Annotated in this window: 16 protein-coding genes; 11 read left to right on the top strand and 5 right to left on the bottom strand. The window is 69.8% G+C overall.

The features are described from left to right. Window position 1 precedes the first annotated feature (1 nt). Complete coding sequence (locus SMIR_RS33250) at window positions 2–493, bottom strand: Rieske (2Fe-2S) protein (RefSeq protein ID WP_168489931.1); 492 nt, start codon at window positions 491–493, stop codon at window positions 2–4. A 194-nt stretch (window positions 494–687) separates the two neighbouring features. Here SMIR_RS33250 and SMIR_RS33255 point away from each other — a divergent pair, with 194 nt between their 5' ends. The 7 genes from SMIR_RS33255 (at window position 688) to SMIR_RS33285 (ending at window position 6,871) form a co-directional block, all read left to right on the top strand. After that, window positions 688–1,452, top strand: a complete 765-nt coding sequence (locus SMIR_RS33255; protein WP_168489930.1) for a HipA family kinase — start codon at window positions 688–690, stop codon at window positions 1,450–1,452. Further along, window positions 1,449–1,832, top strand: coding sequence for a DUF3037 domain-containing protein (locus tag SMIR_RS33260; protein WP_168489929.1), 384 nt, complete (start codon window positions 1,449–1,451; stop codon window positions 1,830–1,832). Before SMIR_RS33255 ends, SMIR_RS33260 begins: the two co-directional genes overlap by 4 nt. Before the next feature lie 174 nt (window positions 1,833–2,006). Beyond that, window positions 2,007–2,768: a 3-oxoacyl-ACP reductase FabG gene (gene fabG, locus SMIR_RS33265; protein WP_054229082.1), complete on the top strand. Its 762-nt coding sequence runs from the start codon at window positions 2,007–2,009 to the stop codon at window positions 2,766–2,768. Between the two features lie 16 nt (window positions 2,769–2,784). Further along, window positions 2,785–3,546 (top strand): SDR family oxidoreductase, encoded by a 762-nt coding sequence (locus SMIR_RS33270; RefSeq protein ID WP_168489928.1) that lies wholly within the window; start codon window positions 2,785–2,787, stop codon window positions 3,544–3,546. Between the two features lie 209 nt (window positions 3,547–3,755). Then, window positions 3,756–5,336 (top strand): ABC transporter substrate-binding protein, encoded by a 1,581-nt coding sequence (locus SMIR_RS33275; RefSeq protein ID WP_168489927.1) that lies wholly within the window; start codon window positions 3,756–3,758, stop codon window positions 5,334–5,336. A 113-nt stretch (window positions 5,337–5,449) separates the two neighbouring features. Beyond that, entirely contained in the window at window positions 5,450–6,133 is a 684-nt protein-coding gene (locus SMIR_RS33280) for a uracil-DNA glycosylase (RefSeq protein ID WP_168489926.1), read from the top strand. A gap of 156 nt (window positions 6,134–6,289) precedes the next feature. Next, complete coding sequence (locus SMIR_RS33285) at window positions 6,290–6,871, top strand: tetratricopeptide repeat protein (protein WP_212727734.1); 582 nt, start codon at window positions 6,290–6,292, stop codon at window positions 6,869–6,871. Between the two features lie 21 nt (window positions 6,872–6,892). Here SMIR_RS33285 and SMIR_RS33290 read toward each other — a convergent pair whose 3' ends face one another. Further along, window positions 6,893–7,369, bottom strand: a complete 477-nt coding sequence (locus SMIR_RS33290) for a hypothetical protein (RefSeq protein ID WP_212727735.1) — start codon at window positions 7,367–7,369, stop codon at window positions 6,893–6,895. A 131-nt stretch (window positions 7,370–7,500) separates the two neighbouring features. Next, window positions 7,501–8,013: a DinB family protein gene (locus SMIR_RS33295; RefSeq protein WP_168489925.1), complete on the bottom strand. Its 513-nt coding sequence runs from the start codon at window positions 8,011–8,013 to the stop codon at window positions 7,501–7,503. A gap of 180 nt (window positions 8,014–8,193) precedes the next feature. Here SMIR_RS33295 and SMIR_RS33300 point away from each other — a divergent pair, with 180 nt between their 5' ends. Continuing rightward, entirely contained in the window at window positions 8,194–9,105 is a 912-nt protein-coding gene (locus SMIR_RS33300; protein WP_168489924.1) for a Gfo/Idh/MocA family protein, read from the top strand. Here SMIR_RS33300 and lnt read toward each other — a convergent pair. Further along, complete coding sequence (gene lnt, locus SMIR_RS33305) at window positions 9,023–10,633, bottom strand: apolipoprotein N-acyltransferase (RefSeq protein WP_212727736.1); 1,611 nt, start codon at window positions 10,631–10,633, stop codon at window positions 9,023–9,025. The two genes, SMIR_RS33300 and lnt, sit on opposite strands and share 83 nt — an antisense overlap. Before the next feature lie 128 nt (window positions 10,634–10,761). Then, window positions 10,762–11,247: a nuclear transport factor 2 family protein gene (locus tag SMIR_RS33310; RefSeq protein ID WP_168489922.1), complete on the bottom strand. Its 486-nt coding sequence runs from the start codon at window positions 11,245–11,247 to the stop codon at window positions 10,762–10,764. A gap of 116 nt (window positions 11,248–11,363) precedes the next feature. Between SMIR_RS33310 and SMIR_RS33315 the strand changes: the two genes are divergently transcribed. From SMIR_RS33315 to SMIR_RS33325, 3 genes are all read left to right on the top strand, one after another. Then, on the top strand, window positions 11,364–12,365 hold the full coding sequence (locus SMIR_RS33315) for an LLM class flavin-dependent oxidoreductase (RefSeq protein WP_168489921.1): 1,002 nt from the start codon (window positions 11,364–11,366) through the stop codon (window positions 12,363–12,365). 3 nt (window positions 12,366–12,368) lie between these two features. Further along, the gene (locus SMIR_RS33320) at window positions 12,369–13,070 is read left to right on the top strand and encodes a maltokinase N-terminal cap-like domain-containing protein (protein WP_168489920.1); all 702 of its coding nucleotides are present in this window, start codon (window positions 12,369–12,371) and stop codon (window positions 13,068–13,070) included. Between the two features lie 243 nt (window positions 13,071–13,313). Then, on the top strand, window positions 13,314–13,859 hold the full coding sequence (locus SMIR_RS33325; protein ID WP_212727737.1) for a hypothetical protein: 546 nt from the start codon (window positions 13,314–13,316) through the stop codon (window positions 13,857–13,859). Window positions 13,860–13,958: the final 99 nt, after the last annotated feature.

Consider the following 13,958-nt stretch of genomic DNA (forward strand, 5'->3'; position numbering starts at 1 on the left):
GTCACGCGAGCTTGATCGAGTCCCCGTCCACGGTGATGCTGGCGGCGGCCAGCGGCTGCGTCGCGGGCCCCTTCTTCACACTGCCGTCGGTCGCGGAGAACTGGCTGTTGTGGCACGGGCAGGTGATCACGTTGTCGGCGATGCCCTTCACCGCACAGCCCTGGTGGGTGCACTTGGAGGAGAAGGCCTTGTAGGTGCCCGCGGTCGGCTGGGTGACGACGACGCCCTGGGACTCGAAGACCTTGCCGCCGCCCTCCGGGATGTCGGTGGTCTTCGCGAGGACCGTGCCGCCCGCGTTCCCCGCCGCGGCGTTGTCGCCCCCGCCCGTACCCCCGCTGCTCGCGCTCGCGCCGGAGCCGGAGTTGGTGGAGTCGGAGGACTTGTTGTCCGACCCGCACGCGGTCAGCGCGACGGCGAGTCCCGCCGTACCGACCGCCGCCACGACGGTGCGGCGGGCCGGGGTCGGAACGGGGTGAAGCGATTCGCTGGTCATGCTGACATTCCCTTCAACGGACGTGATGGTGATCCGTACAGAGGTACGGTCCGCCCGTCTGCCCTGTTCAGGAGCTGAGGACTTCTTGACCGAATCGACAGCGGTTAGACAGACGCGCCGACCTGCTCGGGACATCGCCGCCGTGGGCGCCCACGGGTCGCCCGGTGCCGTGGCCACCCCAGTAGCCTGGGGCGATGCTCAAGGAAGTCATCGTGACCCGCTACATCACGCCGCTGCGTGAGGGCGGCTCGCTGCCGGGGCTCGTCGAGGGCGACGATCTCGGGACGTACGTCATGAAGTTCACCGGCGCGGGGCAGGGGCGCAAGACGCTCGTCGCGGAGGTCGTCTGCGGTGAACTCGCCCGCCGGCTCGGCCTGCGTGTGCCCGGCCTGGTGGCACTCGGCCTCGACCCGGTACTGGGGCTCGGGGAGCCGGACCAGGAAGTGCAGGAGCTGCTCAAGTCGAGTGGCGGGCCGAACCTCGGGATGGGCTTCCTGCCCGGCGCGATCGGCTTCGACTCCCTCGCCTTCGAGGTGAGCCCCGAGGAGGCCGGGCGGATCGTCTGGTTCGACGCGCTGGTCAACAACGTCGACCGCTCCTGGCGCAACCCCAATCTGCTGATGTGGCACGGAGACCTGTGGCTCATCGACCACGGCGCCACCATGATCTGGCACCATCACTGGCCGGGCGCGGCGACCTCCGCCGCAAAACCCTACGACGCCTCCGACCACGCGCTCGCGCCCTTCGGCCCGGACATCGCCTCCGCCGCGGCCGAGCTGGCGCCGCTGGTGACCGAGGACCTGCTGGCCGAGGTGACCGCGGAGATCCCCGACGCGTGGCTGGCCGACGAACCCGGCTTCGACTCGCCGGAGGCCCTCCGGCGTGCCTACGCGCAGCCGCTGCTGGCGCGCGCCGGTGTGATCGAGGGGCGTATCAAGGGCTTCGAGGGGGACAAGTGAGCGAGCGGGACGTCTTCGAGTACGCGCTGCTGCGCGTGGTGCCGCGGATCGAGCGCGGCGAGTGCTTCAACGCGGGCGTACTGGTGTACTGCCGCGCCAAGTCCTTCGTCGGAGTGCGCACCCATCTGGACGAGACCAAGCTGCTGGCCCTGGACCCGGAGGCCGACGTGGCCGGCGTACGGGCCGCGCTGCGGGCGGTCGAGGGGGTCTGCGCGGGCGGCAAAGCGGCAGGTCAGGCCGCTGGTGACGATGCCGGGCGGCGTTTTCGCTGGCTGATCGCGCCCCGCTCGACGGTCGTGCAGCCGGGGCCCGTGCACACCGGACTCACCGCCGATCCGCAGGCGGAGACGGAGCGGTTGCTCCAGTTGCTGGTCAGGTAATGGATCACACCCGCGCGGTGTGCCGTTGACACCGGGTGCCAGGGCTTCTAGCGTCACGTCTACCGAAGGTACTAAGCGGTCGCTCACCGGACGGGCGTACCGTGTGAGCCGCAGGACATTCCACCGCAGGGCATTTCAAGCCGCAGGGCTTTTCAAGGGCGAGGAGAACCAGCAATGTCCACCACTGAGCAGCGCGTCGCCGTAGTCACCGGTGCCGCGCGCGGCATCGGCGCCGCGACCGCCGTACGACTGGCCGCAGAGGGCCGCGCCGTCGCGGTGATCGACCTCGACGAGGCCGCGTGCAAGGACACCGTCGAGAAGATCACCGCCGCCGGTGGCAAGGCCCTCGCGGTCGGCTGCGACGTCTCCGACGAGGCCCAGGTCGAGGCCGCGGTCGCGCGGATCGCCGAGGAGCTCGGTGCGCCGACCGTCCTGGTGAACAACGCGGGCGTGCTCCGCGACAACCTGCTGTTCAAGATGGCCGCGTCCGACTGGGACACGGTCATGAACGTGCACCTGCGCGGCGCCTTCCTGATGGCCAAGGCCTGCCAGAAGTACATGGTGGACGCCAAGTTCGGCCGCATCGTCAACCTGTCGTCGTCCTCGGCGCTCGGCAACCGCGGCCAGGCCAACTACTCCGCCGCCAAGGCCGGTCTCCAGGGCCTCACCAAGACCCTCGCCATCGAGCTCGGCAAGTTCGGCGTCACCGCCAACGCCGTCGCGCCCGGCTTCATCGCCACCGACATGACGGCGGCCACCGCCGAGCGCGTCGGCATGGGCTTCGAGGACTTCCAGGCCGCGGCCGCCACCCAGATCCCCGTGCAGCGCGTCGGCAACCCCGACGACATCGCCAACGCGATCGCCTTCTTCACCGGCGAGGCCGCCGGATTCGTCTCCGGCCAGGTCCTGTACGTGGCCGGCGGACCGCTCAACTGACGCCGGAGGGCACGACATGACCACACTCCCCGAACTCTCCGGCAAGGTCGCGCTCATCACGGGCGCGAGCCGCGGCATCGGCTACGGCATCGCGGAGGCCCTTGTCGCCCGCGGTGACCGCGTGTGCATCACGGGCCGCAACGAGGACGCCCTGAAGGAGGCTGTCGAGGCACTCGGTGCCGACCGCGTCATCGGCGTCGCCGGCAAGGCGCACGACCTGGCCCACCAGGCCACGGTCGTCGAGCGCACCATGGAGGCCTTCGGCCGCGTCGACTACCTGGTCAACAACGCCGGTACGAACCCCGTGTTCGGCCCGATGGCCGACCTGGACCTGGACGTGGCACGCAAGGTCTTCGAGACCAACGTCGTCTCGGCGCTCGGCTTCGCCCAGCTGACCTGGAAGGCCTGGCAGAGCGAGAACGGCGGCGCGATCGTCAACATCGCGTCCGTCGCCGGCATCGCCCCCTCGCCCTTCATCGGTGCGTACGGCATGAGCAAGGCCGCCATGATCAACCTGACCGTGCAGCTGGCGCACGAGTTTGCGCCCAAGGTACGGGTCAACGCGATCGCGCCCGCCGTCGTGAAGACCAAGTTCGCGCAGGCCCTGTACGAGGGCCGGGAGGCGGAAGCGGCCGCGTCCTACCCGCTCGGCCGGCTCGGTGTGCCCTCCGACATCGGGGGCGCCGCCGCCTTCCTCACCTCGACGCAGTCGGACTGGATCACCGGTCAGACCCTCGTCGTCGACGGCGGCATCTTCCTGAACGCCGGAGTGGGCTGACCAGAGCCACGAGACGGGACGAACGGAGCATCGACGCGGGCGCTGATGGACGAAATCGGCGCCCGCGTCGACGTATGAAGACGTACAGCCAAATGACAACGTAGTCACAAACGCGCTGATCAAGTGCCCTGCCGGGAAGACGGGTTCACCGGTGTGGCGCTGCGGTATGGTCTGCCGACCCTTGGTACGGCAGATCGAGGAGCATGCGCGTGTTCAACCGGAACCCATGTCTGCGGCAATTGGCGGCGGTCACGTCCATCACCCTGGTGGCCGGGTGCGGCGTTCTCACCTCGGCGTCGTCCGACGACAAGGGACCGATCGTCGTGGGCACCACCAGTGCCCCGAGCACGCTGGATCCGGCCGCCTCCTGGGACGGCTCCTGGGAGCTGTTCCGCAACATCTACCAGACACTGCTGAGCTACCCCTCCGGGGCGACCACGCCCGAGCCCGACGCCGCCCAGAGCTGTGGGTTCGCGGACACCTCGAACCTCGTGTACCGCTGCAAGCTGCGCGCCGACATGAAGTTCTCCGACGGCGACCCGCTGGACGCCCACGCCGTCAAGTACTCGATCGACCGGATCAAGAAGATCAACCTGCCCGGCGGTCCCGCCGGCCTCCTCGGCAGCCTCGACCGGATCCAGGTACTGAACGAGCGCGAACTCGTCTTCCACCTGAACAAATCGGACGCGACCTTCCCGTTCGTCCTCGCCACCCCGGCCATGTCGATCGTCGACCCCGACGACTACCCCGCGCACTCGCTGCGCAAGGACGGCAAGGTCTTCGGGTCGGGGCCGTACAGCCTGCGCTCCTACGAGGAGGGCAAGCAGGCCGAACTCGTCAGGAACGACCATTACAAGGGATTCGCCGAGCTCAAGAACGACGCGGTGACGATCCGCTACTTCCAGGACTCGGGGCAGATGGTCGACGCCCTCAAGAACAAGAAGATCGACGTCACGTTCCGCGGCCTGGCCTCCAAGGACATCGTCTCGCTCCGGACCAAGGGAGCGGACGAGGGCCTTCAGCTCGTCGAGGGCGCGGGCATGGAGATCAGCTACCTCGTGTTCAACCCGAAGGATCCGTGGGCCAAGAAGCTCGCGGTGCGCAAGGCGGTCGCCCAGGTCATCGATCGTGCGGCGATCGCGCACAAGGTCTACAAGGACACGGTCGACCCGCTGTACTCCATGGTCCCCGCGGGCCTGACCGGTCACACCACGGGCTTTTTCGACGACTACGGGGACCCCAGTTCGTCCAAGGCCCGGCAGATCCTCTCGGAGGCGGGCATCACCGAGAGCGTCCCGCTCACCCTCTGGTACACCACGGACCGCTACGGCTCCGAGACCGCCCCGGAGTTCCAGGAGATCAAGAGGCAGCTCGAGGAATCCGGCCTGTTCCGCGTGTCGCTCAACGGGCGCCCCTGGAAGACGTACGAGGAGGGCTACCGCAAGGGCGAGTACCCGGTGTTCGGGCGCGGCTGGTTCCCGGACTTCCCGGACGCCGAGAACTTCATCGCGCCCTTCGTGGGCCAGCAGAACGCGCTCGGTACGCCCTATCCGGCGCCCCGGATCACCGACACCCTGCTGCCCGCCTCGCGCCGCGAGAGCGACCGTGGAGCGGTGGTCAAGGAGTTCGAGGCGGCCCAGCAGATCCTCGTCGACGACGCTCGGCTGCTGCCGCTGTGGCAGGGCAAGCAGTTCGTGGCCGCGAGCGAGGAGATCGCGGGCGGGGAGCAGGCCCTGGACCCCTCGACGATCATGATGATGTGGGAGCTGCACCGCAAGACCAGCTGGTAGGTCACGTGCAGTACCCGGCGGGTAGCCTGGTCCCACGGGGTGCGGGGCCGATTGTCAGTGGTCGCCTGTAGGTTCTGAGACCTGGAAGTGACCGCACATCGGAGGAACTTGACGTGACCGACACCGCCATGCTGCCCGAGTCCTGGCGCGGCGTACTGGGTGACGAACTGCAGCAGCCCTACTTCAAGGAGCTCACCGAGTTCGTCGAGGAGGAGCGTGCCAACGGTCCCGTCTACCCTCCGCGCGAGGAGGTCTTCGCGGCGCTGGAGGCGACTCCGTACGAGCGGGTGAAGGTGCTGATCCTCGGCCAGGACCCGTACCACGGCGAGGGCCAGGGCCACGGCCTGTGCTTCTCGGTCCGCCCGGGAGTGAAGACCCCGCCCTCGCTGCGCAACATCTACAAGGAGATGAAGGAGGAGCTGGGCACCCCGATCCCGGACAACGGCTATCTGATGCCGTGGGCCGAGCAGGGCGTCCTGCTGCTGAACGCGGTGCTGACCGTGCGCTCCGGTGAGGCCAACTCGCACAAGGGCAAGGGCTGGGAGAAGTTCACGGACGCGGTGATCCGTGCCGTGGCCGACCGGCCCGACCCGGCCGTCTTCGTCCTGTGGGGGAACTACGCGCAGAAGAAAGTCCCGCTCATCGACGAGAAGCGGCACATCGTCGTGAAGGGTGCGCACCCGTCGCCGCTCTCCGCGAAGAAGTTCTTCGGCTCGCGCCCCTTCACGCAGATCAACGAGGCGGTCGCCGGGCAGGGCCACGAGCCGATCGACTGGCGGATTCCGAACCTCGGCTGATCCGGGACCGAGACCGCAAGCGGCCCGGGCCGGGTGCGGGGGGCGTCCGGTCCGGCCGTCACCGGGGCGGCTCAGTGGTGTCCGGGGGCGCCTGAGCGTGATTGTCAGTGTGTCCGGTTAGCGTCGGAAGGGACAGCGACGAGCCTGGAGGACGCGGTGGCGGAGCAACAGGAGCAGGCGGCGCCGGACGCCATGATGACCCGGATCGGACAGGTCGTCATGCTGCACCACGGTGGCGACCGTGAGGAGGCTCGGGGGCGTTTCCTGGACCTGTGGGGGGAGATCGGCGAGGACGGCGACCCCCTGCACCGTTGCACCCTGGCGCACTACCTGGCGGACACGCAGGACGATCCCGCGGACGAACTGGCCTGGGACCTGAGGGCGTTGTCGGCGGCCGAGGAACTCACCGACGGTGACGTCGCCGAGCGCCACCGGTCGCTCGAGGCGCGCGCGTTCTATCCGTCGCTGCATCTGAACCTGGCGGCCGACTATGTGAAACTCGGCCGCTCCGAAGCCGCCCGCAGCCATCTGCGCCGGGCACGCGGGGCGGTCGGAGCCCTCGGGAACGACCGTTACGGGGACGGCGTACGCGCGGCGATCGGCCGTCTGGAGCTGCGACTCGACGGGGAGGGCCCGTCGCACGGAGGGCCGGGGGAGGGCCCGGGCACCGTCGAGGGGCCCGGGCCCTTCGGCGGGTCCGGAGGAGAGACCTTGGGGCCGCCGAGACAGCGCCCCTAGGTCCCGCGGACGCCGGTCGTGTCAATGCCCGTACGTGCCCTTGCAGATGACGGCCTCCGGACTGTCCGCCTTCCAGCCCCCGTACCTCCGGCCGACGGCACACACATCCGTGCTGTTCGGCTGTTCGGGTGCGACGGGAGGGACGTCGGTGCGGGGTGCGGGCCGGTGGGGTCGTGGGTGCGGATGAGGCTGCGGGTGTTGCCCGGCACCCGGTTGGCGCGAAGGGGCCCGCGGGGCGGCGGGCGACGGGACGGGCGTACGGTGCGGCGCCGGAGCGCTCGGTGACGGCTTCCGGGACGGCCCGATGAGTTCCAGCGCCTCGCGCGCCGGCGCCTGCACGATCTGCGGCCCGGCCTTGCCGTCAGGACGCGGTGGCGACGGCCGGGACGGCGCGGTCGGCAGGGAGGGAGCGGGCGGTCGCTGGACGGTCACACAGCCGGAGAGCGCGGCGGTGGCCACGGTGACCAGGAGCGTTGCGGCGGTCGTCGTTCGATGCACCCGCTCAACTCTGCTGCGTCAGGCCCGCTTTGGGGAGCCGAAAAGCGGAGGTTGCCCCACACGGGTGACCCTTCCGCCCCTGCGGAGGGCGCCGGTGTCCGCCAGGTGACCCGACGCCGCATCACCCTGTCTCACTCACCCGTGGCGCCGTCGATCCGCTCCCGGATCAGATCCGCGTGACCGTTGTGACGCGCGTACTCCTCGATCATGTGGGTGTAGATCCACCGCAGGTTGATGGGGTCCTGGGTGAACTTGCTCTTGCCCTCGCCGGCGTCGTCCAGCGCGAAACGAGCCGCGTTGCGCCGGGCGATCCCGATCTCGGCCTGCCAGGTGGCGTACGCCTCGTCCCAGGTGTCCGCGTCGGTGAGATGGAACTCTCCGTCCGGGTCCTCCTCGCTGCAGTAGATCGGCCCCGGATCGTCGCCCACCAGAACCTTGCGGAACCAGCCCCGCTCCACCTCCGCCATGTGCCGCACCAGACCGAGCAGGGACAACTCGGAAGGCTCGACCGAGGCGGTCTTGAGCTGGGCGTCGTCGAGGCCCGCGCACTTCATCTCGAGGGTCTCGCGGTGGTAGTCGAGCCAGCCCTCCAGCATGGACCGTTCCTCGGCGTTGGTGGCGGGTTCGGTGCGCTGCTTCGTCATGCCCGCATTTTCGTCGAGCGCACGGACTTCCACCAGGGCTTTTCCTGTGAACGCCGCCCTGGTCCCCGAGGCCGCTCCGGCACTGTTCCCGCGAAGCTTCGACGGCATCGCCGACAGGCGGCCGCCGCAGCGGCCGTATGCTTCCGGCCAGGCCCGCGTCGGCAACTGAAGGAGACCCTGGTGAAGGTCGGCTGCATCGGACTCGGCGACATCGCGCAGAAGGCGTACCTGCCGGTGCTCGGCGTCCAGCCGGGGGTCGAGCTGCATCTGCAGACGCGAACGCCCGCGACCCTGGCCCGGGTCGGCGACAGCCTCCACCTGCCGCCGGAGCAGCGGCACACCGACCTGTCGGACCTGCTGGCGCAGAACCTCGACGCGGCGTTCGTGCACGCGGCGACCGTCGCACACCCCGAGATCGTGACGCGGCTCCTGGAGGCGGGCGTGCCGACCTTCGTCGACAAGCCGCTCGCCTACGAACTAGCCGACTCCGAGCGTCTGGTGCGTCTCGCGGAGGAGCGGAACGTGAGCCTCGCCGTCGGCTTCAACCGGCGTCACGCTCCCGGGTACACGCAGTGTGCCGATCACCCCCGCGAGCTGATCCTGATGCAGAAGAACCGGATCGGGCTGCCCGAGGACGTGCGCACGATGGTCCTCGACGACTTCATCCACGTCGTGGACACGCTGCGGTTCCTGGTGCCTGGGCCGGTCGACGACGTGACCGTGCGGGCCCGGGTCGAGGGCGGCCTGGTCCACCATGTCGTACTGCAACTCACCGGGGACGGCTTCACGGCGCTCGGCGTGATGAACCGGCTGAGCGGGTCGGCGGAGGAGATCCTCGAGGTCTCGGGGCAGGATACGAAGCGTCAGGTGGTCAACCTCGCGGAGGTGATCGACCACAAGGGGCAGCCGTCGGTGCGGCGGCGCGGAGACTGGGTGCCGGTGGCCCGGCAGCGCGGCATCGAGCAGGGCGTACTCGCCTTCCTCGACGCGGTGCGCGCGGGCAAGGTGCTCAGTGCCCGTGACGCGCTGGCGACTCATGAACTGTGCGAGCGGGTGGTACGAGCGGTTCAGGAGCGGTCCGCCGAGGCCTGAACGCCCGGAAGCCCTCCGTCGCGCACAGTGCCGCCAGGATCAGCAGCGCCGCGTGCACCGGCCAGTCGCCGAACCGGACGTACGGGGTGACGCCGCGCGCGAGCGGTACGTCGTACACCACCGCCGCGCTCGCGTCCGTGCCGAGCCAGGAGCCGATCCGCTCGCCGCTCGGGCCGTACACGGCGGAGACCCCGGTCAGCGTCGCGTGCACCATCGGGCGGCCGGTCTCGGCGGCCCTCAGCGCGGCGAGCGAGGCGTGCTGCTCGGGGGCCCAGCTGTGCTGGAAGGTCGAGGTCGAGGACTGCGCGAGGAGAACCTCGGCGCCGTCCTGGGCGAGATGGCGGCTCATGTCGGGGAAGGCCGTCTCGAAGCAGATCAGCGGGCCGACGCGCAGTCCGTGCCCGACGTTCATCACGACCTGTTCGGTGCCCTTCCTGCGGTCCTCGCCCGCCGCTTTCCCGACCGAGGTCGCCCAGCCGAGGAGGGAACGGGCGGGTATGTACTCGCCGAAGGGGACGAGCCGCATCTTGTCGTAGCGGTCGCCGGTCGGGCCCTGCGGTCCCACCAGGACGGAACTCTTGTAGATCCCGGGCCGGTCGGAGCGGTGCGCGTCGACGTTCACCATGATGTCGGCGCCGGTCAGCCGGGACAGCGCGGCGAGCCGGCTCGCCAGGTCGGGGCGGTCCGCGAGGTCGAAGCCGACGCTGCTCTCGCCCCAGACGACGAGGTCGGGGTCCTGTCCGGCGAGGGTGCGGGTGAGGGCCTCCTCGCGTGAGAAACGCGCCTCGGCACTGTTCGCGCCGCCGATCACCCCGGGCTGTACGACGGCGATCCGGACCTGGCCCGTCACGTCCGGGCGCGGTGACCACACCCAGGTCGCCGAGGTCACGGCGGCCGTCGCGGCCAGTCCGGCGACGGCGGGCATACGGGACTCACGCACCGCGACCAGTACGGCGACCGCCACATTGACGGCGACCACCAGGAAGCTGAGCAGCCACACCCCGCCGACCGACGCGAGCCGCAGCGCGGGCCCGACCTGCCACTGGCTCGACCCGAGCAGTCCCCAGGGTCCGCCGAGGCCCTGCCAGGACCGGACGAGTTCGACCATCAGCCACCCCGAGGGCAGGACCAGGAGCGCGGTCCCGACCCGTCCCGCCGAGGGCACCCCGCCGAGGAACCGCCGGACGAGCCAGCCCCAGGGCGCCCACAGCAGGCCGAGCAGTGCCGCTATGACGACCGTGAACACATTCAGACTCGGCAGCAGCCAGTGGTGCACGGCCAGCATGAAGCCCAGCCCGCCGAACCAGCCGTCGTACGCGGCCCGCCTGCCCGTCGGGGCCGAGCGGGCCAGCAGGATCCAGGGCACCAGGGCGACGTACGCGAACCACCACCACGAAGGGGCGGGGAAGGCGAGCATCGGCAGCGCGCCGGCCAGTGCGGCGATGATCGCGCGCCGCCACGGGGAAGCGAGCCAATGATCGGGCCCACTGCCCAGCCAACGCTCGGGCCAACGCTCGGGCCTCTTCATACAGGGCCTCCCTCCCCGGGGGATGCCTCCAGTGTGCGCGTCGGCGACGATCTCCGACAGGGGGCGTCCGGCCAGGGCTTTCCGGTCGGGAGGCTCTGCTCAGGCGGCTTGCGGTCGGGGGCGTCCGGTCAGGTGGCGGCGGGTTCCTGGCTCGGCTGCGGAGCGCGGCGCCATTTCTCCTGGACGACGACCTCGCGCAGGCGCCAGCCGAGGTCCGTACGCACCAGTCCGAAGGCGTACCGGCCGCCGCACACGAAGTCGGGCGCGGTGGACCCACCGTCGTGGCCCGCGAACCGCATCGGATTGATGTAGTCCGCCTGGACCCGGGCCGTGTCGCCCGTTTCCTGGTCCAGCGACCCGAACCGCAGCCGCCGGTTCACGATCAGATGCTGGCGCATGGGGAAGAGCTCCATGCTCTGCGCGAGCCATCCCGCGACCTCGTCGGCGCCGCCCTCGATACCTCCGGCCGAGCGGTAGTCGGCGCGTCCGTCCGTTGCGAACAGCCTCCGGTACGCCTCCCAGTCGCCGTCGTCGACGGCCACCGCGTACTCGGTGACGAGTCCGTCCACGGCGAATCGGTCCATCACGGTCGCGAGCTCCACACGCTGCGTCATCGGCTCAGTGTTGGCCACGGCGGGTGCGCAGCCAAGGGGCGTGCGCCAACAGGTGCATAACTCCGCCTCGTAAACAAAGGGAGTTGGTGCGGATGGGCGATTTCTATACTGATCGGATGATCGCCATACCGCTCAGCGCGCTCGAAGTGGCCATGGTCCAAGCGGGCGCCCGAGCCGCAGACACGTTACGAGACACCACCGAGTTCGCCCTGCGCCTTGAAGACCTCGGTTACCTGCGACTCTGGTACGCCGAGCATCACCATTCTCCGGCCATCGGAGCGTTCCCGCCCGTCGTCCTGACCGCCCACGCGGCCGCGTTGACGTCGTCCATCCGTCTCGGCTCCGGGGGCGTTCTCGCTCCGAACCACGCCCCGATCATGCTGGCGGAGCAATTCGGCACGCTGTCCGCACTGCACGCGGGCCGGATCGACCTGGGCATCGGCCGCGGCCCGGGTACCTTCGACGAATCCACGGCGCGGGCCCTGCGCCGCGGGGCCGGTCCGGCGGCGGACGACGAGTACCGCGACGACGTGTCGTCGACTCTGCGCTTCCTGGTGGACGAAGTCGCACTCAGCCCGCTCCCGGAGCCGTGGCTGCTGTCCTCGAGCACGGCCGGCGCCGCGCTCGCCGCGGAACTCGGGCTGCCGATCGCCTTCGCCCATCACATTCGTCCCGACAACACCCTGGCCGCGCTCAGCCACTACCGCGAACGTTTCTCCCCCTCCCGCTGGTGCGCGCGACCGCGCGTGCTGATCTGCGTGGAAACGGTATGCGCCGAGACGGACGAGGAGGCGGCCCGGCTGGCCGGCCCGATGGATGTCGTCAAGGCCGGACTCCTCAAGGGTCGAGGCGACATCCCCTTCCCCACGCCCGGAGAGGCGGCGACCCACTCGTTCACCGCGCAAGAGGTGCGGGCGCTGACGAGCTTCCGTGCCCAACAGGCACACGGCTCACCCGAGACCGTTGCGAAACACCTGACGGACCTGGTGGACCGGACGGGTGCGGACGAACTCATGCTGGTGACGCCCATCTACGCGTTGGCCGACCGATTGAGGTCGTACGAACTCGTCAAGCAGCACGTCATGGAGGAACCTCGTGCCGACGGACGACGTTCATGAAGCATGGCTGTGATCTACAAGACCACGATGACGCCCAGCAAGCTGGAGCTCCTTACCGCCTGGCTTCCCAGGCAGCCGTGGTACATCGGCATGGCGAGTGAGCCGCACCTGACCAAGGCCGGCGGCTTCCGGCTCGATGATCCGCAAGGGGAGGTGGGAATCGAGTTCATGGTGGTCACGGACACCTCCGGCGAGCGACCGCGCTCCTACCACGTGCCGCTCAGCTACCGCGGGGCGCCGCTCGACGGAGCCGATCGGGGGCTCATCGGCACGTCCGAGCACGGGGTGTTGGGAAGGCGGTGGGTGTACGACGGGACCCATGACCCGGTCCTCGTCGCTCAACTGCTCGATCTCCTCCAGGGCCGCGCCGTGCCGCAGGCGCAGAGCGAGACCAACGCCCCGGCCCCCTCCGTCACGAGCTACTTCACGGGGGTCGGCTTCTCAACCGTGATCGCGTCGGCGGTTGTCGACGACAGACAACACGGCACCGCCATCGTGGTGGAAACCATGGAAGAAGCCGGGCCGCACGGTCAGTCGGCGGGCGCCGTGACCATCGACGTGATGCGTGTTCTCCGGCCCGACACGCAGGTTTCCCAGGTCGATGCGGTCCGGGCGGCCCGAGGACATGTCGTTGCCGACTGGCGCTCGAAGAACGGCGAGGAGAGCCGCGGTCTGTTTGTCGTCCTGCGCGACACAGCGCGATGACCGGACTCCCCGGCGCCGACCGTAGTCCTTCCTCCCGCCTCTCCCACCCGTCCCAGCCGGACAAAGACCGCGGCTGCCTACGCCTGGTGCTCGCCGTACCCCGCTCGCCCACTCGGTCGCGCGTCGGCCAAGGGGTGGTCAAGACCGCGCATCCTGGAACTGTCGCGTATTGACCTTGTGTTCCGCCCGGAGTTGGATCTTGCCTGCCCGTGCGGGTGTCCGGGCGGTGAGAGAGGTACGACGGTGGCTGGTGACGCCCGCGACGGGCTGATACGCGTGGTGTATCTGGAGCGGATGTCCGCGCTGATGATGGCCGCGGGCGCGGTGCTGTCCGAAGCCGTGCTGCTCGCCCTCGTCGGCACGGCTCACTACCGCGAGATGCTGATGGTGGGATCGGTCGCGATCGTTTTCGTGTCCGTGGTGCTGCTGCCGATGTGTCTTAGGCTCCCCGCCCGACTGCGCCGCACATACGACGATGCCGTGCCGATCGAGAACGTCGCCGAACCGCGCGACGGGCAGGACGCGGTGCGGCGCCTGTCGCTGTGGCGTACGGCGGGATTCGTGGGTGTCCTGGCCTGCTGGCTGCTGTTCATCGGCCTGACGTCCCATCAAGTGATGCCGCCGATCATGATGGTCACGCTTGCCCTGGCCCAGTGGGCGCGGTCCCGGGCGACCGCGGGCTGGGAGCGCGCGAACGGGGCCGTGCTGTGGCAGGGCGTCCCCGGTCTGCGGGGATCCCGACGCCGCGTGTTCCGCGTGCCGTCCGGCGCTGCGGACCCCGTTGCCTAGGACGTCCGTCGGATCGCCGAGGAGTCGCAGCGTTCTCGCCTTCGACATCAGCGGGGAGGACTTCGGCTGGGGGGCACCCTGGACGAGGGGGCGTGTCGG

The sequence above is a fragment of the Streptomyces mirabilis genome (assembly GCF_018310535.1).
Taxonomy (GTDB): domain Bacteria; phylum Actinomycetota; class Actinomycetes; order Streptomycetales; family Streptomycetaceae; genus Streptomyces.

Excerpts from the sequence above, each read along its gene's own strand:
- SMIR_RS33315 (WP_168489921.1), top strand. The coding sequence starts at position 11,364 with ATGATCGCCATACCGCTCAGCGCGCTCGAAGTGGCCATGGTCCAAGCG.
- SMIR_RS33250 (WP_168489931.1), bottom strand. The coding sequence starts at position 493 with ATGACCAGCGAATCGCTTCACCCCGTTCCGACCCCGGCCCGCCGCACC.
- SMIR_RS33310 (WP_168489922.1), bottom strand. The coding sequence starts at position 11,247 with ATGACGCAGCGTGTGGAGCTCGCGACCGTGATGGACCGATTCGCCGTG.
- SMIR_RS33270 (WP_168489928.1), top strand. The coding sequence starts at position 2,785 with ATGACCACACTCCCCGAACTCTCCGGCAAGGTCGCGCTCATCACGGGC.
- SMIR_RS33295 (WP_168489925.1), bottom strand. The coding sequence starts at position 8,013 with ATGACGAAGCAGCGCACCGAACCCGCCACCAACGCCGAGGAACGGTCC.
- lnt (WP_212727736.1), bottom strand. The coding sequence starts at position 10,633 with ATGAAGAGGCCCGAGCGTTGGCCCGAGCGTTGGCTGGGCAGTGGGCCC.
- SMIR_RS33320 (WP_168489920.1), top strand. The coding sequence starts at position 12,369 with ATGGCTGTGATCTACAAGACCACGATGACGCCCAGCAAGCTGGAGCTC.
- fabG (WP_054229082.1), top strand. The coding sequence starts at position 2,007 with ATGTCCACCACTGAGCAGCGCGTCGCCGTAGTCACCGGTGCCGCGCGC.
- SMIR_RS33255 (WP_168489930.1), top strand. The coding sequence starts at position 688 with ATGCTCAAGGAAGTCATCGTGACCCGCTACATCACGCCGCTGCGTGAG.